Below are 21,637 nucleotides of genomic sequence, written 5' to 3' on the forward strand. Positions count from 1 at the left end.
GGTTATCACTTTATAAGGGTGCATGCCATGAATTCAACAACTAAGTTGGCATAAACTATGTCTAAAAGCCTAACTCATCAGCAGGCTATGCGTTATAACCGCCATATCGTGCTTCCAAAAGTGGACCTAGACGGTCAAGAAGCGCTGCTAAACGCCAATATTTGTATCATTGGTATTGGCGGGCTTGGCACCGCGGCTGCTACTAACCTTTGCGCGAGTGGCGTGGGCTCTCTTACACTTATCGACCACGACACAGTTGAGGTCACCAACCTGCCAAGGCAAACCTTGTTTAGCGAACAAGATGTAGGCACAAATAAAGTAGAGGCGGCTAAAGCGCGGCTTACTGCAATAAACAGCGACTGCGACATTACCGTAATGGCAGAACCGTTTTGGGCGCCCAGCTCTACTCAGCTGTCACCAGCATTAAAACAAGCCATAGAGCGTGCTGACGTTGTGCTAGATTGCACCGACAATACAGACTCGCGAGATTTAATAAACCTACTGTGTTTTAAACTAAATACCCCGCTAGTATCGGGTGCAGCCATTCGCTTTGAAGGCCAGCTTTTCGTAGCTATACCCGGTGAGAGCCGCTGCTATGCATGCTTACGAACGCTATTTGAATCACCCGATTTAAGCTGTGTTGAGGCAGGTATATTCTCGCCAGTAGTAAATATTGTTGGTACTTACCAAGCTATGCTAGCCATGCAAGTATTGATGGATTTCGATAATATTCCTAAAAACACGTTAATGACGTTTGATGCTCTGTCGCACGAGTGGCGAAACTGGAAGTTACCTAAAGGCGTAGATTGCGAGCTATGTGCTTGTTAAGTTTAGGTGCATTTGCGGCATGAATTCTAAAAACGTGGTTAAAAGCAACAGACTAAAACAAAGAACAAGACAGAAAATAGGTTGATTTAAATGACAACCCAAGTAGTGAAAAAACACATGGTAGTGGCGCAAAACGCGTCTGGACGTAATATGAACGTGCCAATTTATCGTATGAAAGGCGCGCGCCCTGGCCCTACTGTGTATATTCAAAGTTCTATTCACGGCGCAGAAGTACAAGGTAACGTGGTTATTTACCATCTTATTCAGCGTCTAAAAGACATGGATATTTGCGGTGAAATTATCCTAGTGCCCAACTGTAATCCCATTGGTACTAATATCAAAGCCGGAGAATACACATTGGGCCGGTTCGACCCTGTGAACGGCACGAACTGGAACCGCGGCTATTTTTTCGATAAAGAGGCAGTTAAGCATTTCGCCAAAACCGTCACTCGCGAAGAGTCTATTGAAGGCATAAAACAACGTTTTCGTGCTCACTTGTCTAACGCTATCGACAACAAACTGGCTGAACCATGGGGCCTAGGACTAGCGCAGCAGCTTAACCTAAAGCTACAGCAAATGGCGGTGAACGCCGATTTCGTACTAGATCTCCACAACGGCCCGGTGTCTACCCGTCACGTTTATATTCCCGAGTACGCCAAAGACAGCGCCAAGCTGTTTAACATTCCCCACTGTATTTTTATACCTAACGTATTTGCAGGTGCTCTAGACGAAGCGACGTTCTGCCCGTGGTGGACACTGCAAGAAAGCATAAAAACTAATTTAGAGCGCGAGATTAGCTTTAATGTAGAGGCTTTCACGCTAGAAATGGGTAGCCAAGAAGTGATCGACTTTAACGAAGGTAATATAGACGCCACCAGTATTCTTAGCTACTTAAACGCCAAAGGTGTATTGCACGAATGCGATATTAAACCGAAAGCAATGCAGCGTTTAGGCGTGTATTTAAAAGACTATAAAACCCTGTTTACTAACTGGGGCGGCATGGTGGAGTACATGGCGAAACCAGGCCAAACGGTGAAGAAAGGCGAACCACTGGCGCAAATTTTAAATATTGACGATCTGGATACCGACAACGGCAGCAGGACCTTAGAAGCGCCTTGCGATTTGATCCCTATACTGCACTTCCCGTCGGCTTCGGTATTGAGTGGAACGCAGTTGTACAAGGTGTTTACTAATTATCGGGAGTTATAGGTTTTTTAAGTAGAAAAGAGTATTACGCTGAGTGAAAAGTAATAGACTTGAGATTGCACACAGACAAGTACTTTGAAAATAGATAAAAACGAGATGCTCTATTTGTGTTTTGGCCGGAATCTACCTATTTCTGAAGGCGTATTTTGGATTCTAATTAGCGCTTAGGATCGAAGAATACTGTAAAAATCATGGTTGCAAAATGAAAAAAGATAAAAATGTTATTCTAATAATTTTCACAATGAGTTTTTCAATTTTCATTGCCTTTTATGACAGCTGGGATGAAATAGAAATGACAGCGGCAAATTATGCTATAAGTCTCGTTTTTTTAATACCATTCTTAATTTCAATAATTTGTAAAAAGATGCTCTTTACAGGCGGCTTAATGACGCGAGAAGATAGTCCTATTGTATACACAACGCTTCAGTTGCTATATGGGGTATTGGGTACTTCGGGAGCTCTATTTGCAACAGTGCCCTACTTTATCTAGGCTCTGCTTCCTTCTTTCTTTGTACGTTTTAACCAGCCATTTTGCGCCGTTGAAAGTCAACTTTCTGTCTGAAGCGGACCTTTAATACTCGATTCAAAAATGTCCGCATTACGCTGTAAGATGCCCTAGTCGCTAATTCTATTAACAATAAAAGCTGCTGTATTCATCAAGTGTACTTAAAATGAATCAAAGCTAATCTGATAAAAAGCGCCTAAGATCTTGTCCTTGCCGCATTACATGCAAAATAAAGGCTTTGTTGTCCTCAAATTTATAAAAAATTCGACAGGGCTCCACATAAAGCTTGTGGTAATTTAGAAATGGTAATTCAGAAACTGACTTTACTGATTTAGGATATTCCTAAAGAATAACTACTTTGGCGAAGACTTATTTAACCAGTTTCTTTGCCGCAACTAAATTAGATACCACTATGTATTCAGCAATATTGTCTAAGTCATTTAGAGTAGGTTCTGTGCATATTATTTCAGCCATTTATCCATTTTCTCTTTGGCCTGCCGGTTAGTTAAAACGTCATCACTTCTTATTGCCTGCTCACCTTTTGCAATACCTTCCAGAATCGACATGCGCTTTTGCATCATCTCATAATCATCAACATCAACTAAGTAAGCCGATGGCTGACCATGTTCAGCAATCAAAACAGGCTCTTTTGAAGAGCGCCGGTCTTGCAGAATTTTTGTGGCATGTCTCTTCAATGTAGTAACTAATTCTACTTTCACGATGCGCTTCCAGCTTTCAAATGTATCACTTAACAATAACCACACAAGATTTCATTCGCTGAAAGCAGATTTGAAAAGAACTTACCACAATCTTCGCCACTAAAATTAAACCAATCGCCAAACTCATCATGCTGATTGAATACATCAAAACCATTATCAGAAGTTTTAAACCATAGTTCCCATACTCAATTTTTTTCAATCAATTTTAGTTCATAGTGTTTTAAAGAAAGCGGGCATTTTAGGTTAGAAGTCATGGTAGTTTTTCCCCCACAGAGGCTGGGTGTGCGGTAAACACGTAAATAGCGTTATTTTCTCAATCAAATTCTTTGTGAAAGTAGTCTTTGTTAGCTACTAGTGTTGTAATTGAACGTTTTCCGTTCTATTTTAAATTTTACAAGGATGACGTCTTTTTGCCGCTTTTCAGTGCCACTGAATAAAGAGTTCTTTGTGATAACAAATCAAAAGGACTCTAATATGAAAAACGCTATCATTTTACTGCTCACAGCTTGCATTCTCTCGGGCTGTATCATTAAAACAAATAAAGTAAACGAAGTTTACGCTGGCAGCTCCGCAAACATTGAATTCGATGGAATTGTTGACGTAATTAAGGGAACTAACAGAGACATAAGAATAATCTTCATACATGGAATGGGGGGCTATTCCACGACCGACAACGTTAGCGATTACTCGCGTGTCATCAATGATTTGCGATCAGCACTCAAAATAGAAAGTCCCTATAATGATGACTCTCTTGATAGCTTTATCTACAAGGGTCAAACTCTAAGATTCAATGTATTGTGGTGGTTGGACATCACGTCTCAAGCCAAGAGAAAACTAAGGAATATCGATGACGACCCTGTATTAACTCCAAATAGAACCGCAACGACGAAACTCGCGAAAGATAGGCTGCTTAATGATGGAATTGTTGACGTGGTCATGTATACGGGCAGTTCTAAAAAGCAGATAGTACAAAGGGTTAGAAACCAAGTTTTAGATTTGAAAGAGCAGATTAATGAAAATGAAAAGCTCATTGTTGTCACCTTTAGTCTAGGCTCTAAGATCCTTATTGATGTTCTCAATGAACTGAAAGCGGATGGAGATCATGTTCTAGATAATCGTGTCGATATGATTTATATGATGGCAAACCAAATCGCTCTATTAAATACCGGAGATTCGGTAAACAAAGCTCCGAAAACGTTGTCCGAGAAAATGGCTAGCGATTATGACACACTTCACTCAATCTTAGATGACGGTACTATTGATGCTAGAAACGCTAACCAAAAAAAGAGAGTAATTGCGTTTAGCGATCCTAACGATCTTCTGTCTTACCCAATAGATGAGAGCAGTGTTGGCGAATTAAAAGGCCAATATGCCAATGTTGCGATATCAGTTGCGAGAAAAACCTACAAGGTTCCACTCCCTGGCGTATATAAATATGGTGTGGTTAATTATTTACAAGCTCACACAGGGTATGTACATGATGAAGTAGTGTCAGATTATCTGCTCTTTGGTACGAGTAAGTATCGATTCATTACTTGGTCTAAATAGACGAAATATGAGTATCACTTTTGAAAGATTAATGTCTTGCTCAATTTTGTCTGCCAATATTTGCGTGTTGGCACGGGGGCCAGTAGCAAAGCTAGCCCAATAGATATAACAATACGCTGTGCCGCAGCATTATTCTGCGGCACTAGCTACTCATCAACGTTGCACTACGCTGCCCCTTCGCCTGCTATTAAATAGGCGAACCTGGCGGTAGCGGCTCTACTTCAAAGGTACTTGGCCATGCCTTACTAGCCCAATAAGTATCGAACTGTTCTTTCAGTATTTCATACTGATTGTCGTCGGCTTCATCGTCTAACCATTCGCTGAATTCAAGAAGAGCAAGTTCGGCTTCCATTCTTACTTCAGGCGCCAGCTTGTCGCTAGTTACCGCTTTCATCACTGCATTTAATGCAACTAGCTGTAAGCGGTTGGCTAGTGGGCTTTGCGACTTATTTTTATACCAGTGAACGTTAAGTATTTGCTTCACCAGCATAGAAACGCCTACTTTTTTACGTCTATCTTTTGTGCTTCTTGTCTGCCACTCTAAGCGGTTTAAGCGCTCTGGGTGCAATAGTAATTCAAACGCAAAGTTAGATGCTGAAGCAGCGGCAGAAACAGGGTCTAACATTAACCCCATTTTGCCCTTAAAGTGCTCGCGAGTAATATCGTCGCCATACGCTGTCGGTGGAATAAGGGCGAGTACCGATTCAGGTATCGTCAGGTAATCAGCGGTAGTGGCCGTTATTAACTGCTGCATAGCGCGTTGCTGCACTGCAGGCGCTACAAACTGTTGGCCCTGCGCTTGGGTGTAGTCACCTTTACGTTCGTATTCATACACTAAGCCGCCGACTTGCTTTGCTACAGCTTCTAGCTGATAGCGATGTAGCAAGTAAATAGGTACTAAAGCATTTTCAAGAGACGACAAGCTACTGTTTGGGCTTAAGGTGTCTAAACCTAAATTGGCTAACGCCTGTTCGCGCACTTGTGAAATTTCATCGAAGGCATCTAGCGGATTGCTACCGTTTTCCCACATATGACCGTTTGCTGATGCATGACGACTACTACGGGTATCTGGGTCTGACTTAAAGCTTAAGCCCTCGTTGCGACCTTTTACAATAATTTTTGCTAAGGCTTCGGCTTCTTCTACGTCGCTGGTAAAGTCTTGGTAACCATATGCTACGGCGTGTATATCCCATGCGCCTATGCCTTTGTCATAAGCGCCTTCCAGGCTGATTTTTCCATTTTTAATGCTAATTTTAGGGTGAGGATAATCCATCACCGACGCACGGTTGTTTTCACTTGCTGCAAAGTTATGTGCTATGCCTAACGTGTGCCCTACTTCATGCGCTGAAAGCTGCCTAATACGATCTAGCGCCATTTCCTGCTGCACAGTGGTGTCGGTATTACCTTCTTTAAACGGGCTGGTTAGGCCTAGGGCAATTAAATAATCTTGTCTTACACGCAACGAGCCGAGCGTAACGTGACCTTTGATAATTTCACCAGTGCGCGGGTCGACAACCGATGAACCATAAGACCAACCGCGCGTGGCGCGATGTACCCAATTGATTACGTTATAGCGCACGTCCATCGGGTCTGCACCCTCTGGCAATACTTTCACCTGAAAGGCGTCTTTATAACCTGCAGCTTCATAGGCTTGATTCCACCAGCTCGCCCCTTCCTTGAGCGCGGTCATTACCGGCTCTGGAATACCCGGGTCTAGGTAATACACAATAGGCTCTTCTGCTTCGCTCATTGCAGCATGCGGGGCTTTCTTGTTTAAACGATGGCGGGTAATAAAACGCTGTTCGGTAGGCTCGCTGATGGGCGTTGAATAATCAAAGTAGCTGAACTTCCAGAAGCCTGAGTATGGGTGATACTCTCTGGGCGTGTAGTTATCGTCAGGCAATGCCACAAACGAATGATGTAAATGCACGGTCACGCTCTCTGGGTCGGGTGTAACTTGCTGCACGTATTCGCCCGGCTTTTTACCAGCAAAAGTGACTAAAGCTTCTAATTCAGTATTCTTTTCAAAGCCTTTAGTTTTAGGTAAGTACACACCGCTGCGCATTTTATCAACGCTGAAGCTACCTTGATTGGTGCGTGCCATACGGTTTCCTATACCGTGAATATCGCTTAACAGAAAAGGCGTATAGTCGATGAGGCTAGCTCCGTCGCTGTTAGCTACCAGCGTGAAACCAGCAATAACCGAATCTGCGAAAGCTTCATCAATACTCTGCTTTTCAGCGTCGCTGCCGTGGGCCGCGCGGTATTTGGTGTTGTGCTGCTTTAATAAAATCTTGTTGCCAAATTTTTCAAAGCTGACCAAGCGCGTATCGCCCAGCTGGCCGCGATCAAGGCCAATATCATTTGACCCTACACCATAAGGCAAACTGCTTTGGAACAAATATTCGGCATCGATTGTAGGCACGGCCAAGTAAACTTTGTCGCTTTCATGGTCATAGTAAACAGGAATTAAACCATCTTTTTTGGCCATGTCGCTGGTGAATTCACCAATGCTTGGCAGTGCAGCCAATGCGGAAGACGTAGACACGACAAATAATACCGTAATCGCAATGGCCGATTTTGCCGATGCTTTTACTTGTCGCGCCGCTTTATGAAAAATGTTCAATTGCAGCATGCAGTTAGTCCTTATTATTGTGAATTTCTAGCCTACCCTATGTGGTGGGTTTTGCCCATGGTAGTTCATCGTTTAATGCGCTCTTTTTGCTTGTTGTTTAGCTGTGAACGGGCTTGGTTTTTCCTACCGAAGGTAATGCATTAAAAACGCAACTATATGGAATAAAACAGCTGGCATTGACTCTGCTCAATTGCCGTTTAAACATTCAAAAACATAAGCGACAACAAATTATTTGATCTTGGTCAACACCAAGTTTTGTTTGGGTTGTAGAGGTATTTTACGGCTTATAAAATCCGCCGTCTTGTTTAAAGCGTCTAGTAGCGGTTTTCATCTATGACTTCAAAATTATCACTTAATCACAGCTCTTCTAAACTACGTGAAGTCTCAGCTTCAACATTGCCAAACCAAACGTTAAACGCGCCAGAGCTGCTTGCACCCGCCGGTAGCTTACGCAACATGCGCTACGCTTTTGCCTATGGCGCCGATGCTGTTTATGCTGGACAGCCACGCTACTCACTTCGCGTAAGAAACAACGAATTCAGCCTTGAGAACTTAGCGATAGGCATAGAAGAAGCACATGCTTTAGGTAAAAAGTTCTATGTAGTAAGCAACATTGCCCCGCACAACAGTAAGCTAGGTACCTACCTTAAAGATATTTCACCAGTAATTGCTATGAAGCCCGATGCGCTAATTATGTCAGACCCAGGGCTTATTATGATGGTGCGCGATGCCTTCCCTGAAATGCCTATTCACTTAAGTGTACAGGCCAATGCGGTGAACTACGCTACGGTGAAGTTTTGGCAGAAACAAGGTATTGAGCGCGTTATTTTGTCGAGAGAGCTCTCTTTGGAAGAAATTGAAACTATTCGTGAACATGTTCCAGACATCGAATTGGAAGTATTTGTGCATGGCGCGCTTTGTATGGCGTATTCGGGCCGCTGCTTATTGTCTGGATATATGAATAAACGCGACCCAAACCAGGGCACTTGCACCAATGCTTGTAGATGGTCTTACGATGTTAAGACGGGCGAAGAAAACGAAACCGGTGACATTGTTCAAGCTATTCAGACTGATGAGGCAGGTGAAGCGCCTGAAATAGTAATTCCTACCCTTGGAGAAGGCACGCCAAGTACGCAAGTGTTCATGTTAGAAGAAAAGGAAAAGTCCGGTGAACTGATGCCCGCTTTTGAAGACGAACATGGCACCTATATTATGAATTCTAAAGATTTGCGTGCCGTGCAACATGTAGGCAGGTTAACCCAAATGGGCGTGCATAGTTTAAAAATAGAAGGCCGCACTAAATCACATTACTACTGCGCTCGAACAGCACAAGTTTATCGCAAAGCAATTGACGACGCGTTAGCAGGAAAGCCATTTGATAGTACATTAATGGGAAACTTGGAAACTTTAGCTCATCGAGGTTATACCGAAGGTTTCTTGCGTCGCCATGCGCACCACGCGTATCAGAACTATGAGTATGGGCACTCAGTCAGCGACAAACAGCAATTTGTTGGTGAAGTGATTGATCGTTGTGAAGAGTCTGGCTATGCAATTATAAACGTTAAAAACAAATTCTGTGTAGGTGACTCGCTTGAGTTGATGACGCCAAGCGGCAACATTACCTTTACTCTAAATGAGATGCTGGATAAGAAAAACCATTCTATTACAGATGCTAAAGGTTCAGGACACCAAGTAAGAATACCGATACCTAGCGATGTATCTTTAAATTTTGCCCTACTGTTGCGAAACCTAGATGCAGGCGTTGATACCCGCAATCCGTTTCGAAAAGCACCTAATGCAGTAACACCCGAAAACGTGAGCGAGGCATAATTTATGGCACTGCTTATTCTTGATAGCTGCATAAACTGCGACATGTGCGAACCAGAATGCCCTAATGCCGCTATAAGCATGGGAAATAAAGTGTATGAAATAGACCCGTTACGCTGTACAGAATGTGTGGGGCATTACGATGCGCCTACTTGCGCAGCGGTATGCCCAATCGATGTTGTTAAGCCCGACCCGCACAATAAAGAGTCACCAGACGAGCTGGCTGAAAAGTTTGTTCGTTTAAACAGTTAACAAAAAGTAATTCAGCGAGTAAATGGTACTTCTCGAAGAATTCCCTTGAATCATAACCAAGAGTGGTCCCTAATTGCGGTAAAGTTTGAATTGGCACTACTAATTAAGGGTTTTATTTTGAAGTTTGCCTCTCGCGCTACGGCGATTTCTCCGTTTCTTGCTATGGCCTATGGCGAAAAAGCCACGACGCTAGAACAGCAAGGTAAAGATGTTATAAGACTTAATTTAGGCGAGCCTGGTTTCGGCGCACCCGCGGCAGTGCTCGCGGCAATGAAAGAAAGCTTAAGTGCCTCAGATTTTCCCTACACCTCGGCGCTGGGCATGCCTGAACTACGTGAAGCCATTGCACGTTTTTATGAAGTTAAACATGGCGTAGCGGTAAGCCCTTCTAGAGTGGTAATTACCGCTGGGGCTTCTGGTGCTTTACTTTTGGCAAGTGCTGCCTTGGTTGAATCAGGCGACAACGTGATATTGGGCGACCCGTCTTACCCCTGTAATCGACGTTTTTTAAACGCATTTGGCGCAGAGGTAACGCTGGTGCCAACACGCAGCGAGGATAACTTTCAGCTAACCGCTACAAGTGTTGCTGATAATTGGAAGCACAACACGAAAGGTGTACTTATCGCCACACCTGCCAATCCTACAGGTACGGTTATAGATGTAGAAGAACTGATTAAAATTGGCGAATACTGCAAATCCCAAGGTGGCTTTTTAATTGTTGACGAGATTTACTTAGATCTTTCGCTTTCGGCTGATCTTGATATTCGCGATGATGCATTCGCTTCCCAATCGACCCTAGACACTAATACCAAACTTCGAACCGTACTTGCCAATGCACAGCTTGAAGAAACAGTGGTCGTAATAAACAGTTTTTCCAAATATTTTGGTATGACCGGCTGGCGTCTTGGCTGGTGTGTGGTACCTGAAGCGATGACACCCATCCTTGAAAAGCTCGCGCAGAATTTGTTTATTTGCCCCTCTACCCTCTCGCAAAAGGCCGCTCTTGCGTGCTTTACCCCAGAAGCATTGGCGCAATGCGAGCAAAACCGCCATACGCTGGAAAAGCGCGCTTCCCTTGTTTTTAGTGCACTTGAAAACATGGGGCTTGGTTTAGATGCAAAGCCTGACGGTGCGTTTTACGCATACATCAATATTAAGCACACAGGGCTAAGTGCAATTGAATTTTGTGATGCCCTACTCTCACAACATCATGTAGCGCTTACTCCGGGTAATGATTTTGGTGAGCACAATGCCAACCAATACGTAAGGCTGTCTTTCGCCACTAGCATTGAACGCTTGAAGGAAGGCCTGTCGCGACTAGCAGTGTTTGTAGAGTCAATAAGCTAACGTTTTTTATACTCACTGTTTAATTTCGTGAATAGACAAATATTACCGAAAAAAATGATAGATATGGGTGCTTGTGCGTATATTGGGTAACGCATATTGATGACACGTGTCGAAACGAAATAAAACAGGACAAAACAATGAGTAACGAACGGGAATTTGATGTAGTTATCTTCGGTGCTACAGGCTTCACGGGCAAACTAGTAGCTGAGTATTTTCAAGCGCAGTATGGCAGTGACAGCAATGTTAAATGGGCAGTGGCAGGTCGTAACGAAGCTAAACTTAATGATGTTAAACAAGAGCTAGGCATTAGCGATTGCGTTGCGAGTATTGTAGCCGACGGTGACAATGCCAATGCACTTGACGCAATGACAAAGCGCACAGCCGTTGTACTTACCACTGTTGGGCCGTATCAAATTTACGGCGAAAAGTTACTTTCTGCATGTATCGATAACGGCACCGGCTATACAGATCTTTGCGGTGAGCCTGCCTGGATGCACCAAATGATCAACAAGTACGAAGCGAAAGCTAAAGAAACCGGCGCAAACATTGTGTTCTCGTGTGGCTTTGATTCTGTGCCTTTTGACCTTGGTGTGCACTACCTTCAAGAACATGCCAAAAAGCAAACTGGCGATGTCATTGAATATGTAAAAGGTCGTGTACGCAAAATGCAGGGCACGTTTTCTGGCGGTACGGCTGCCAGTTTGAAAGCGACCATGGCGGCTGCGCACAAAGATAAGTCTGTCATGGCTGCGCTTATTAATCCGCACTCATTAACCGATGGCGCGTCAAATCAGCCACAGCCTGATGGCAATAAACCTTACTTCGATGAGCAGTTGGGCACATGGGTTGCACCATTTATTATGGCGGCCATCAATACTAAAAACGTTCATCGCACGAACTATCTGGGCGGTTATAGCTACGGCAAGAACTTTCAGTATGATGAAATGATGATGACCGGCCCAGGTGAGAAAGGTGAAGCCATGGCGAATCACGTTGCCAAAGATAAGTCGCTTGCAAGTGATGATGGCCCTAAACCAGGTGAAGGCCCAAGCAAAGAAGAGCGCGAAAATGGCTTTTACGATGTCATGTTTGTGGGTACGGCTACCAATGGTGATATGCTAGCCGTATCGGTAAAAGGCGACAAGGATCCAGGCTACGGCTCTACCAGTAAAATGATTTCAGAATCTGCCCTTTGCTTGTGCAAAGACGTTAGTTTATCTGGTGGTTTCTTCACACCTGCGGCAGCACTCGGTAACAAGCTTATCAACCGTTTGGAAGAAAAAGCAGGCTTAACGTTTGCTATCGAGAAATAGCGATTCAAAAAACGAAGGCTGAACACAAATTGCGTTCAGCCTTTTCTCTCTGCGCTAGGTGTTATTATTATTTTAAGCAAGTACTGCTTTTAATGCTTTAACGCAAGCATCTGTTTCTGAGGGCGTACCCACGCTTATACGTGACCATGAGTCATACCCTGGCCAAGTACGCCCAACTACCTTTATGCCTTCGGCTTTCATTTTCTCTGCAAATTTATCGTGTGGCATGCCCGTGTCGATATAAATGAAATTGCCCTGCGGATTTGGGGCATAAGGCTGTTTTAATTCCTTGGCAACTTTTACTAACTTATCACGTTCAGTTTTAATCCGTGAACGCATGGTGTTTAAGTTTGCATGGTCATCCATACTTGCCATGCCTGCAACGAGTGCCAAGTAGTTCACACCGCCCATGCGCAGCATGCCGCCCATGGCTTTCGCTTGCTCAGCAGGCATAATAGCGTAACCTAAACGCTGGCCAGCCATGGCGTGGATTTTTGAGAACGTGCGGCAAACCACCACGTTGTGCCCCTCTGCGACCAGCTTCGATTGCACGTTAGCAGGGTAAGCGTCCGACATCTCAATGTAGGCTTCATCAATGAATACCTGCGCTTTTTTCGACACCCGTTTTGCAAAAGCGGTAAGCTTGGCTGCATCTACCATACTGCCAGTCGGGTTATTTGGGTTGCACACATAAACAGCGGTGGTATCGTCAGTCACTGCTGCTTCGATAGCATCTAGGTCAAAAGTCATATCGGCAGCGAGCGGCACATAAGTTACATCTGCTCCCATAAACTCTGCCCCTCGCGGCACACCTTCGTAAGTAGCCATCGAGGTTACCAGCTTGTTGCCATTTTTCGTGATCCAGTCGGCGTAACCAAATAAAATAGGTGAAGAACCGTTTGTAATAACGATTTGATCGGCAGACACGCCCTCTTGCTCAGCAATTTTCTGCGCCAATACTTCAACCGTAGCATCGGTATAACGCGCTAGATTTAAAAGCTCGCTTTGCATTGCCTTAGCGGCCTTTTTCGAAGGTCCAAAGGCGTTTTCATTTGACGATAAGCGAATAAGACCGTCGTTCACGTTAGGTGTAGCCGAGGGAAAATGTTCGGTGGGCATTCCCGCCGCACGCAGGTCTCCCATTATGCTGTCGACGCTGGTAGTCAGCGCCACGGCTCCGGCGCCTAATCCCACAGATTTTAACCAATTACGACGAGAAGAATTCACCGAGGTTTGTTGTACGTTTTTATTCATATTTCGCTCTGCCTTCCATCTACAATGTCTTTAGACTAAAGGCTTGGTTTTAAACGCGCAATAGCCTAAAAACGCTAACTCATTGACACTATTGCACTTTTTACGTGCACAAAATGCACTAAAATTGACAATGTAAGTAGTTTTAATGTGTTAAGCGGTTACATTGCGGTGCAGTGCTTTTATTAGCATTTAGGCGTTTGCGATGAATGACATTTTTTAGAGAGGAGTGATAAAAAATAAAAGCGTGTACGAACACGCTTTATCTATGTAGTAATTGAAATAGCTCAGCTATTGACTTTACTTCCTGCGTTTTAGTCGCAAAAAAGCAGCGGCAGATAATATAAAAATGCCAAAAGATGCAGGCTCTGAAACTCGAGCAACTGAGAGTTGTGCGTTTCGGCCGATATCATAAGCTTCTTCATCAGTTCTGATATACCAAGTTCCGTCGTCAAAAAACTCCAAATCGAATCTGACTAATTTTAAGAGAGCTTCTTCACCTGTATTGACCAAAGTACTCATCTTAATATATTCGCCGGTCGACTGGTTCACAGGGACATAAGTATCAAAAGATATCGATAAGAAATAACTTTCCAAATCACCTGTAATTTTACCTGATACGCTCAAGTTCTCGCCAAATTCAGCGTAATAGCCCTCTGGAGGAACCGTACCAGTGATTGGAGTGACAAAATCAGTCCGTCCAATGTCGTTAAATATAGCGTCAGAGTTATCAATCCAAGTATCTTCTGAAGAATAACTCGCGTTATATATAATTAAATTGTCTACGTGATTTGATGGACCATCGTATTGAAATGAATAAAGGTTAGACGAATTAAACCGAAAGTCTTCGCCATAAATAAAGCCATCTACAACAATGTTACCTGACACATCTACTGCATCTAAAAAACCATCGTCTCCCTTTACACCTAAACAATCAGAACAACTTCCAGTCCAGCTAATAATTGTTCTGTTTTGAGCATCGCTTTCAATTATTATTCCAGCCGACGCTGATGATGCTAATCCCATAAACGCTACTGACAATAAAACGTTTTTCAAATACATCTTTATTCCTTTTTTGATTTTATTAACTTTTATTCCACTTGTATTCCGCGATACTTAAGCAAAATCTAATCCATTTATTATTTATTTTAATATCAGACACTTAAAATTAAACACCCCTATTCCGTAAAATTTTTCGACACTAGAAAATTAAAATCACTGAATATCAGAATTAGTTAGTCTGAAAGATGGAAAAGTAAGTCGCCCTAAATTTCACTGGTGCAGCCTCAATATTTAAAAAGTAGCTCGGCTACCTGTAAACTTTTACGCTACTTCTGAAGTAACTATCTTAGTAATTTAATTGCAAAACAGGAGTTAACTATGGCTAAGGATCACGGTACCCAAATTAAAAACGACGACACTTACGAAGCCTTGCGCGATGAAGGCTATAGTAAAGAGAAATCAGCACGCATTGCTAACGCACAAGCTAACAGTGAGCAAACACCGTCAAAGGACGGTGGAAAAGGTAAGAAGTACGAAAACCGTACTAAAGATGAGCTGTATGAAAAAGCCAAAGAAGTAGGTATTGAAGGCCGCTCGAACATGAGTAAAGAGCAATTAATCAAAGCGTTGCGCAACCATTAAAGGAATAGACTATGGACAGCTCATATAGACTGCTCTGCTTTTGCTCAATATTGCTTATTGCTGCAGCTTCCCCCCTCAGTAAGGCGACAAGTATGTCAATGGAATCAAATGACACCATTACAATCTCAACTCATCTTGGCAAGGTACAAGGCAGTCTTAAAAATAATGTTGTTACTTTTTACGGCGTCCCCTATGCAGCTGACCCTTTTGTCAAAACTAAACGCTTTCAAGCACCAGAACCGATAAAACCGTGGCAGGGTGTACTGCGCGCAATAGAGATGAAACCGCCAGTACCACAACCAGGGCGAGGAAAGAATGTAAAATTAGTCGGCGCACCTGGCGACTTAACCGTAAATATTTGGGCGCCTGAAGACGCGTTTTCAGATAATAATAAAAGGCCTGTTATGGTATGGCTTCCAGGGGGGGCTTACATTAGAGCGGACGCCGGAGAAGGTGTTTATGATGGGTCACACTTCGCCCAAAAAGGCGTAGTAATCGTCACTGTCAATTACCGAGTAGGCGTAGATGGGTTTATGCATATTGATGGCGCCCCTGATAATCGGGGTACTTTAGACCAAATTCTTGCCCTTAAGTGGGTTAAAAACAATATTGAAGATTATGGTGGGGATCCAAGCAACATCACCTTATTCGGGCAGTCAGCCGGCGCAGGCAGCGTAGCAATCCTACTTGGGAGCAGTCGGGCAAATACCCTGTTTGATAAAGCCATAATGCAAAGCCCCCCTATGCAGGCTATTTCTAAAGCGCAAGCCGCAGAAGTGACACGAGCATTTGCGAAAAAATTGAATATCGAACCTACACTGGCAGCACTATCAAACGTGCCGTTTGAGGCATTAGTCAAAGGCGTGGTAGATATCGGTAACGCTATTAAAAGTCGTCGTGAATGGGGGATGCTATCATGGGGCGGTACCGCATTCTTACCCGTAGTTGATGGCGAGCTGATCATCAATTCACCAATGTTGAGCCTCAAAAACGGTGCTAACCCGTCTATTCCAACCATCGTCGGTAGTACAGATCAAGAATCGAGATTGTATTTAGTGCCAGGCAATGAAATTGAAAAGATTGACGAGCGCAAGGTGTCGCTTTTCTTACATGATTTAAACTTGGGTGAGAATGCACCAAAGGTTTACAAAAAAACCCATCATGATTCCTATGGCGATATCTATGCTGACATTCAGTCTGATTATACGTTTAGAATGCCAGCTATCCAGATAGCAGAGCTTCTAACTGAAAAAGGCAATACTGTGTGGAAATACAATTTTGGCTGGAAGTCGGACGCTTACGGTGGTGAGCTTGGAGCCGCACATTTTGTCGATGTTCCGTATACGTTCGATACTATAGACACAAAAGAAGCAAGTAACTTTGTTGGCAATAACCCTTCTGAAGAACTGAGTCAGGCGATGCAAAACTATTGGGTGAGATTTGCAAAACAGGGGGCACCAGGATGGAGTGAATACACCAAAGAGAGTCGCAAAACGATGCGCTTCGACAACCAGTCGGTTGAGGAAGAAGACCCTAACTCGCTGAAAAGAGCGTTATGGGAAGCGTTTGAGTTCTGAGAGTTTACACTTGTCTTAGCAACATTTATTGATGATGAAAACTAAAGGGTTTTCAACTCTACCTTTACCATGGATGGTTTGAATTTATTTTTCAACCTCTAGTGCTTTTCACAAACCCTAAACCTTGAGAAAAATTCATAGTTCAATGAAAATAAGTCATTTTTATTCATAGTTTAGACCGCGTATAACGTACGTACAGCTTTAAAGGCTCCACGACATTCGGTTTAATCTTAGGAATAAAAGCGTATTCTCATGAACAACAACGTGAACCCAAATTTTTCTTTTACTATTAACAGCGTTCAGTTTAATGAAGATTATCGCCCTTCAGATAACACGCGTATCACCACTAACTTCGCTAACTTAGCTCGCGGCCAGCGCCGAAAGGAGAACTTACGCGATGCTCTGAGTATGATAAACAACCGCTTTAACGCATTAGCGAGTTGGGATAACGAAAATGGTGACCGCTATGCCGTTGAACTTGAAATTGTGTCGGTAGATATCGATTTAGAAAGTAACGGCAACACCTTCCCTACTATCGAGATCTTGCAGACCAACATCATCGATAAAAAAACAGGGAAGCGTACCCAAGGCATAGTGGGAAATAACTTCTCATCTTACGTTCGCGATTATGACTTTAGCGTTCGTCTATCTAATCACAATCGTGGTCAGTCATCATTTAGCGTACCCAATGACTTTGGCGATCTCCACGGAAAACTGTTTAAGTACTTTGTTAATTCAGAGGCCTATAAAGCGCACTTTTTAAAGCTGCCGGTTATTTGCTTAAGTGTTTCTGACAACAAAACCTATCGCAGAATAGAAAATCATCACCCTGTTTTAGGCGTGGAATATCAGCCGAATGAATCGTCGCTCACCGAGCAGTATTTTAAAAAGATGGGCTTAAACGTGCGCTATTTCATGCCACCAAACAGTGCTGCTCCTTTTGCATTTTATTTCTTTGGTGATTTGTTAAACGACTACACCAATTTGGAGCTTATCAGCACTATTGCCACGATGGAGACCTTCCAAAAAATTTATCGCCCTGAGATTTATAACGCTAACGCCCAAGCAGGTTTAAGCTACAAACCAAACTTGAAAAATAGCGATCACTCAGTGACTCGCATTGTTTATGACCGTGAAGAGCGGACTCATCTAGCCGTTGAACAAGGCAAGTTCGTAGAAGAGAACTTTATAAAGCCTTATCAACACAAGTTAGCGCAATTCACAGCAAGCTACGCCTGATCCGTTCATTTAGATACTTGCGATATTCAAGCCGCATACGTTGCGACAGTAAAACTATGATAAGGGCAGCACGTTCTGCCCTTCACGCATCCATACGAATTATTGATTAGAAGAAAGCGAATCACATGAAAAAACTCCTCCCCACCTCTATTGCAGGCAGTCTTCCAAAACCATCGTGGCTTGCACAGCCTGAAACCCTGTGGTCGCCGTGGAAGTTAGAAGATGAAGCATTAGAGGAAGGCAAAAAAGACGCGCTTCGCGTTACGCTTCAGGAACAAGTTCAATCAGGCATCGATATTGTGTGTGACGGTGAGCAAACCCGTCAGCATTTTGTAACTACCTTTATTGAGCATCTAGACGGTGTTGATTTTGAAAACCGTAAAACCGTACGTATTCGCAACCGTTACGATGCTAGCGTACCTGTGGTTACCCACGCCGTTACACGGCCAAAATCAGTGTTCGTTGAAGACGCTAAATTTTTAAGAAGCCAAACTGACCAACCAATTAAATGGGCGTTACCTGGCCCTATGACGATGGTTGATACGCTGTACGACGACCATTATAAAAGTCGCGAGAAACTTGCATGGGAGTTTGCCAAAATACTAAACCAAGAGGCAAAGGAGCTTGAGGCTGCTGGTGTTGACATTATCCAGTTTGATGAACCTTCGTTTAACGTATTTTTTGATGAGGTCAATGAATGGGGTATTGCCGCATTAGAAAGAGCCATTGAAGGGCTTAAATGCGAAACTGCAGTGCACATTTGCTACGGATATGGCATCAAAGCGAATACCGACTGGAAGAAGACATTGGGCTCTGAGTGGCGACAATATGAGGAGAGCTTTCCTAAGCTAGCAAAATCTAAAATTGATATGGTTTCTCTGGAGTGCCATAACTCTCATGTACCCATTGAACTGATCTCGCTGCTTAAAGGCAAAAAAGTGATGGTGGGCGCTATCGATGTTGCAACTGACACAATAGAGACACCAGAAGAAGTAGCAGCTACATTACGTAAAGCATTAAAGTACGTGGATGCCGACAAACTCTACCCCTGTACAAACTGTGGTATGGCTCCCCTTTCTCGACAGGTTGCTCGAGGCAAGCTTGAAGCGCTCAGCGCTGGCGCTGAAATAGTAAGGCAAGAATTAGCGCAAAAACAGTCTGCGTAACATGGCTTTGTGCAAGTTCACTTTTTGGCTTCCCTTGTTAATCACATCAAGCGCCGAGCCCGCGTTAGCGGGCGCGCCATCTTCACCATTATCGCTAGTTTTCATGACAGGTTTCTCTTGGCTCCCCGTCACAACTGAGTAATTGCTTTAATCTTTCGCTAAAATTTTTACCATACCTCAGCCATTTATTAGTGTTTGTTTAAACTACAGTGTAAACTCTGTCACTCTCTTTTAGAGCGATTGGTTCAAGAGATATTGAGTTTGGCGCAAAGGGAAAAGCCAAATTACACGTAGTAATCCAAACTGAAGATACAAGCGACAATGACTCCACAACTTTTAATAAAAAAACGAGTTAAGTTTTTAAATTTCATCCAGCTGCTATTCATTTCAATAAGTACTTTCACTCTATCTATTGATGCTGAAGCTGCTAACCGTATTTTAGAGAAAGCGTACGAAATTAGAAGTTCTGACCCTCAAACATCTAAAGAACTATTTAATAGCTTAGACAAAGCAAATTTAAGCAAGGATGATAAGCAACTTTATGACTTTACTGCCGCCTACATTAAGCTAGTCGCCGGTGACTTACTTGCCGCGTCCGAAGCCTATCGGCAAATTGCTAAAGGTGATTATTCGTTTCGGTATCAATTTCAATCATACGCTGCGTTAGCTGCTCTTAACGCCGCTACGCAAAATTGGAACGATGCGTTTTCGGCTATGGATTTTTTGACGGAAAACATTGACAGAGTCAGTGATCCCTCAGTGAAAGAACAAGCGCATAACGCGATAATTAATTTCTATAGTTCAATTGACGAAAAAGAGACGGTAATAAACTATGGGAACTCGTTAATTGATGGGCAACATTCTCCACGTTTCACTTGTTTATTACATATGCAGCTTATCGTTGCTCTTGTCTTAACCAAAAACGACTCACTATCAGAAGAGCGATTTTCTCAAGCGCTAAATTTTTGTGAAATAGCTAACGAGCAAATAGCGCTTATTGCCATATACACACATTTCGCCACTTATTTATACAACGAAAATGAAATCGAACGCTCTCTCGCCGTTCTCCAAGAACACCTGGCCGACGTTGAAAGTACTAATTACCCTCCATTGTTGGAAGAACATTATGCGTTGTTAAGTAAGATATATTTTTTACGTGAAGAATATAAACTTGCCAAAGAATACGCATATAAAGTTTTAGATCAAAATGAAGATACCGGATACGCGGTGATTTCAGATATCGATGCCTATGAGGTGTTATACAAAATTGCTGAAAAACAGCAGGATTATAAAAAGGCGTTTGAATTACATAAAGCTTATGCAAAAGCGAGGTCTTTGAACTTATCGAGTATGAGCAACAAAATGTTAAGTATTCACAAAGCTCAGCAAGATAGTCTTATTGCATCAAACCAAATCACTTTACTCGATGCAGAAAACTCCCTGTTGAAAGCACGAGCTCAACTCGCTAAAGAAGAAGACAACAAACGTAAACTTATATACTTGGTGCTTTTTTTGACGTTCATAGTGGTCGCTTTTTGGTTGTACAAAAAGCGTAGTCATTACATTGCGCTAAAAAGAATCTCACAAAGAGATGGCCTTACAGGCACAGCAAACCGCACCTACTTTTCAGCAATGGCGACTGAGCAGATAAGCATCGCAGAGCAACAATTAAAGCCGGTCAGCCTGATCATTTTTGACTTAGACGACTTTAAACAAATAAACGATACCTTTGGACATCGAGTAGGCGATCAGGCTTTGCAAACTGCGGTGTCAGCAGCCCAAAAGGGCTGCAGACCACAAGACTGTATTGGTCGACTAGGTGGCGAAGAGTTTGGAATTATTTTGCCCAACTGTAACCTTAAACAAGCTCTCACCGTTGCTGAGCGCTGTAAAAACGAAATAGCGCTAACTAATCAATCTGGCCAACAAAGCTTCAAACTCACCGCCAGTTTTGGCGTTGCAAGTGCACCCAAATGCGCCTACGACTTTGAAGTGTTATTTGAAGCCGCAGATGGTGCCCTTTACCAGTCTAAACATTCAGGAAAAAACCAAGTTAACTGTTCGCTGAACGGTGATTATTGATAGAATGAAAAATACTACTGTCTGAAGGGAACCATGGACTATGGCGTTAGATACCTTCAGGCGGTCAGATTTTAAAAGCAAGCCCCGTTAACCAAATTAAAACATTTAAGTTAACAACTCCTGATTACCGATAAATAACCCAAATATTACGACGAATTGAAGAACCAATATAGGCATGATTAATATTTGTTCTAACAAGCAAAATTCTCATCTTTAAAATCGCATAAGCTAAAACATTCGGTACTTTTTTAATAAAAATTTTTGACCATAAAACACGCTATACGTTCACACTTTGTCCCATCGTTCATAAAAGCAACATAACCTGCTTGTTTTTAATTCAGCTCCTGCAAAACATAGCAAAATTCTATTATTTAAATAAACATCAAAAAATAGTTAATTAATTAAATAGCGTTACTTATTTCACCGCAAAAAATTGATTTAGCTCATCTTTGCTCATTAGAATGCGCGCCCTTTTTAGACTTAAGTATAAATTTGTAC

At 42.9% G+C, this 21,637-nt stretch carries 18 protein-coding genes and 1 pseudogene; 13 read left to right on the forward strand and 6 right to left on the reverse strand.

The window, feature by feature from the left end; genetic code table 11:
* Positions 1-57 precede the first annotated feature (57 nt).
* The 3 genes from AC27KT_RS12875 (at position 58) to AC27KT_RS12885 (ending at position 2,524) form a co-directional block, all read left to right on the forward strand.
* Positions 58-828 carry a HesA/MoeB/ThiF family protein gene (locus AC27KT_RS12875; RefSeq protein ID WP_487130541.1) on the forward strand — a complete coding sequence of 257 codons (771 nt, stop codon included), beginning with the start codon at positions 58-60 and terminating at the stop codon, positions 826-828.
* A 90-nt stretch (positions 829-918) separates the two neighbouring features.
* Positions 919-2,037: a peptidase M14 gene (locus tag AC27KT_RS12880; RefSeq protein WP_487130543.1), complete on the forward strand. Its 1,119-nt coding sequence runs from the start codon at positions 919-921 to the stop codon at positions 2,035-2,037.
* A gap of 199 nt (positions 2,038-2,236) precedes the next feature.
* Positions 2,237-2,524, forward strand: coding sequence for a hypothetical protein (locus AC27KT_RS12885; RefSeq protein WP_487130545.1), 288 nt, complete (start codon positions 2,237-2,239; stop codon positions 2,522-2,524).
* Positions 2,525-2,716: 192 nt separating this feature from the next.
* On the opposite strand, the pseudogene AC27KT_RS12890 reads toward AC27KT_RS12885, so the two are convergent.
* Together AC27KT_RS12890 and AC27KT_RS12895 are read right to left on the reverse strand one after the other, a co-directional pair.
* A pseudogene (locus AC27KT_RS12890) lies at positions 2,717-3,013 on the reverse strand (type II toxin-antitoxin system RelE/ParE family toxin).
* Positions 3,001-3,258 (reverse strand): type II toxin-antitoxin system prevent-host-death family antitoxin, encoded by a 258-nt coding sequence (locus tag AC27KT_RS12895; RefSeq protein WP_487130547.1) that lies wholly within the window; start codon positions 3,256-3,258, stop codon positions 3,001-3,003. The pseudogene AC27KT_RS12890 and the gene AC27KT_RS12895 overlap by 13 nt, the downstream one beginning before the upstream one ends.
* A gap of 474 nt (positions 3,259-3,732) precedes the next feature.
* On the opposite strand from AC27KT_RS12895, the gene AC27KT_RS12900 reads away from it, so the two are divergent.
* Positions 3,733-4,806: a hypothetical protein gene (locus tag AC27KT_RS12900; protein WP_487130549.1), complete on the forward strand. Its 1,074-nt coding sequence runs from the start codon at positions 3,733-3,735 to the stop codon at positions 4,804-4,806.
* A gap of 187 nt (positions 4,807-4,993) precedes the next feature.
* On the opposite strand, the gene AC27KT_RS12905 is transcribed toward AC27KT_RS12900, so the two are convergent.
* A complete protein-coding gene (locus tag AC27KT_RS12905) occupies positions 4,994-7,441 on the reverse strand; it encodes a zinc-dependent metalloprotease (RefSeq protein ID WP_487130551.1) in 2,448 nt (815 codons plus the stop codon).
* Positions 7,442-7,774: 333 nt separating this feature from the next.
* Between AC27KT_RS12905 and trhP the strand changes: the two genes are divergently transcribed.
* From trhP to AC27KT_RS12925, 4 genes are all read left to right on the forward strand, one after another.
* Positions 7,775-9,271 carry a prephenate-dependent tRNA uridine(34) hydroxylase TrhP gene (gene trhP / locus AC27KT_RS12910; protein ID WP_487130553.1) on the forward strand — a complete coding sequence of 499 codons (1,497 nt, stop codon included), beginning with the start codon at positions 7,775-7,777 and terminating at the stop codon, positions 9,269-9,271.
* Positions 9,272-9,274: 3 nt separating this feature from the next.
* Positions 9,275-9,520: a YfhL family 4Fe-4S dicluster ferredoxin gene (locus AC27KT_RS12915; protein ID WP_487130555.1), complete on the forward strand. Its 246-nt coding sequence runs from the start codon at positions 9,275-9,277 to the stop codon at positions 9,518-9,520.
* Between the two features lie 117 nt (positions 9,521-9,637).
* On the forward strand, positions 9,638-10,867 hold the full coding sequence (locus AC27KT_RS12920) for an aminotransferase class I/II-fold pyridoxal phosphate-dependent enzyme (RefSeq protein WP_487130557.1): 1,230 nt from the start codon (positions 9,638-9,640) through the stop codon (positions 10,865-10,867).
* A 137-nt stretch (positions 10,868-11,004) separates the two neighbouring features.
* A complete protein-coding gene (locus AC27KT_RS12925; protein WP_487130559.1) occupies positions 11,005-12,180 on the forward strand; it encodes a saccharopine dehydrogenase family protein in 1,176 nt (391 codons plus the stop codon).
* A 72-nt stretch (positions 12,181-12,252) separates the two neighbouring features.
* On the opposite strand, the gene AC27KT_RS12930 is transcribed toward AC27KT_RS12925, so the two are convergent.
* Positions 12,253-13,434 (reverse strand): pyridoxal phosphate-dependent aminotransferase, encoded by a 1,182-nt coding sequence (locus AC27KT_RS12930; protein ID WP_487130561.1) that lies wholly within the window; start codon positions 13,432-13,434, stop codon positions 12,253-12,255.
* Between the two features lie 297 nt (positions 13,435-13,731).
* A complete protein-coding gene (locus AC27KT_RS12935) occupies positions 13,732-14,493 on the reverse strand; it encodes a hypothetical protein (RefSeq protein WP_487130563.1) in 762 nt (253 codons plus the stop codon).
* A 318-nt stretch (positions 14,494-14,811) separates the two neighbouring features.
* Between AC27KT_RS12935 and AC27KT_RS12940 the strand changes: the two genes are divergently transcribed.
* The 4 genes from AC27KT_RS12940 to AC27KT_RS12955 all read left to right on the forward strand — a co-directional run bounded on the left by AC27KT_RS12940 (position 14,812) and on the right by AC27KT_RS12955 (position 19,057).
* The gene (locus AC27KT_RS12940) at positions 14,812-15,075 is read left to right on the forward strand and encodes a DUF7218 family protein (RefSeq protein ID WP_487130565.1); all 264 of its coding nucleotides are present in this window, start codon (positions 14,812-14,814) and stop codon (positions 15,073-15,075) included.
* Positions 15,076-15,167: 92 nt separating this feature from the next.
* A complete protein-coding gene (locus AC27KT_RS12945; RefSeq protein ID WP_487130567.1) occupies positions 15,168-16,652 on the forward strand; it encodes a carboxylesterase/lipase family protein in 1,485 nt (494 codons plus the stop codon).
* 264 nt (positions 16,653-16,916) lie between these two features.
* A complete protein-coding gene (locus AC27KT_RS12950; RefSeq protein WP_487130688.1) occupies positions 16,917-17,891 on the forward strand; it encodes a DUF1852 domain-containing protein in 975 nt (324 codons plus the stop codon).
* A gap of 125 nt (positions 17,892-18,016) precedes the next feature.
* Positions 18,017-19,057 carry a methionine synthase gene (locus AC27KT_RS12955; protein ID WP_487130569.1) on the forward strand — a complete coding sequence of 347 codons (1,041 nt, stop codon included), beginning with the start codon at positions 18,017-18,019 and terminating at the stop codon, positions 19,055-19,057.
* Here the strand turns inward: AC27KT_RS12955 and AC27KT_RS12960 are convergent.
* On the reverse strand, positions 19,034-19,162 hold the full coding sequence (locus AC27KT_RS12960) for a hypothetical protein (protein WP_487130571.1): 129 nt from the start codon (positions 19,160-19,162) through the stop codon (positions 19,034-19,036). The two genes, AC27KT_RS12955 and AC27KT_RS12960, sit on opposite strands and share 24 nt — an antisense overlap.
* Before the next feature lie 216 nt (positions 19,163-19,378).
* Here AC27KT_RS12960 and AC27KT_RS12965 point away from each other — a divergent pair, with 216 nt between their 5' ends.
* Positions 19,379-21,139: a GGDEF domain-containing protein gene (locus AC27KT_RS12965; RefSeq protein ID WP_487130573.1), complete on the forward strand. Its 1,761-nt coding sequence runs from the start codon at positions 19,379-19,381 to the stop codon at positions 21,137-21,139.
* The last annotated feature ends 498 nt before the right edge of the window (positions 21,140-21,637 follow it).

Source organism: Alteromonas sp. 5NW40-0090 (assembly GCF_057552975.1).

Coding starts and splice junctions, on each gene's coding strand:
- AC27KT_RS12875 (WP_487130541.1), top strand. CDS start 58: ATGTCTAAAAGCCTAACTCATCAGCAGGCTATGCGTTATAACCGCCAT.
- AC27KT_RS12880 (WP_487130543.1), top strand. CDS start 919: ATGACAACCCAAGTAGTGAAAAAACACATGGTAGTGGCGCAAAACGCG.
- AC27KT_RS12885 (WP_487130545.1), top strand. CDS start 2,237: ATGAAAAAAGATAAAAATGTTATTCTAATAATTTTCACAATGAGTTTT.
- AC27KT_RS12900 (WP_487130549.1), top strand. CDS start 3,733: ATGAAAAACGCTATCATTTTACTGCTCACAGCTTGCATTCTCTCGGGC.
- AC27KT_RS12905 (WP_487130551.1), bottom strand. CDS start 7,441: ATGCTGCAATTGAACATTTTTCATAAAGCGGCGCGACAAGTAAAAGCA.
- trhP (WP_487130553.1), top strand. CDS start 7,775: ATGACTTCAAAATTATCACTTAATCACAGCTCTTCTAAACTACGTGAA.
- AC27KT_RS12915 (WP_487130555.1), top strand. CDS start 9,275: ATGGCACTGCTTATTCTTGATAGCTGCATAAACTGCGACATGTGCGAA.
- AC27KT_RS12925 (WP_487130559.1), top strand. CDS start 11,005: ATGAGTAACGAACGGGAATTTGATGTAGTTATCTTCGGTGCTACAGGC.
- AC27KT_RS12930 (WP_487130561.1), bottom strand. CDS start 13,434: ATGAATAAAAACGTACAACAAACCTCGGTGAATTCTTCTCGTCGTAAT.
- AC27KT_RS12935 (WP_487130563.1), bottom strand. CDS start 14,493: ATGTATTTGAAAAACGTTTTATTGTCAGTAGCGTTTATGGGATTAGCA.
- AC27KT_RS12940 (WP_487130565.1), top strand. CDS start 14,812: ATGGCTAAGGATCACGGTACCCAAATTAAAAACGACGACACTTACGAA.
- AC27KT_RS12945 (WP_487130567.1), top strand. CDS start 15,168: ATGTCAATGGAATCAAATGACACCATTACAATCTCAACTCATCTTGGC.
- AC27KT_RS12955 (WP_487130569.1), top strand. CDS start 18,017: ATGAAAAAACTCCTCCCCACCTCTATTGCAGGCAGTCTTCCAAAACCA.
- AC27KT_RS12960 (WP_487130571.1), bottom strand. CDS start 19,162: ATGAAAACTAGCGATAATGGTGAAGATGGCGCGCCCGCTAACGCGGGC.
- AC27KT_RS12965 (WP_487130573.1), top strand. CDS start 19,379: ATGACTCCACAACTTTTAATAAAAAAACGAGTTAAGTTTTTAAATTTC.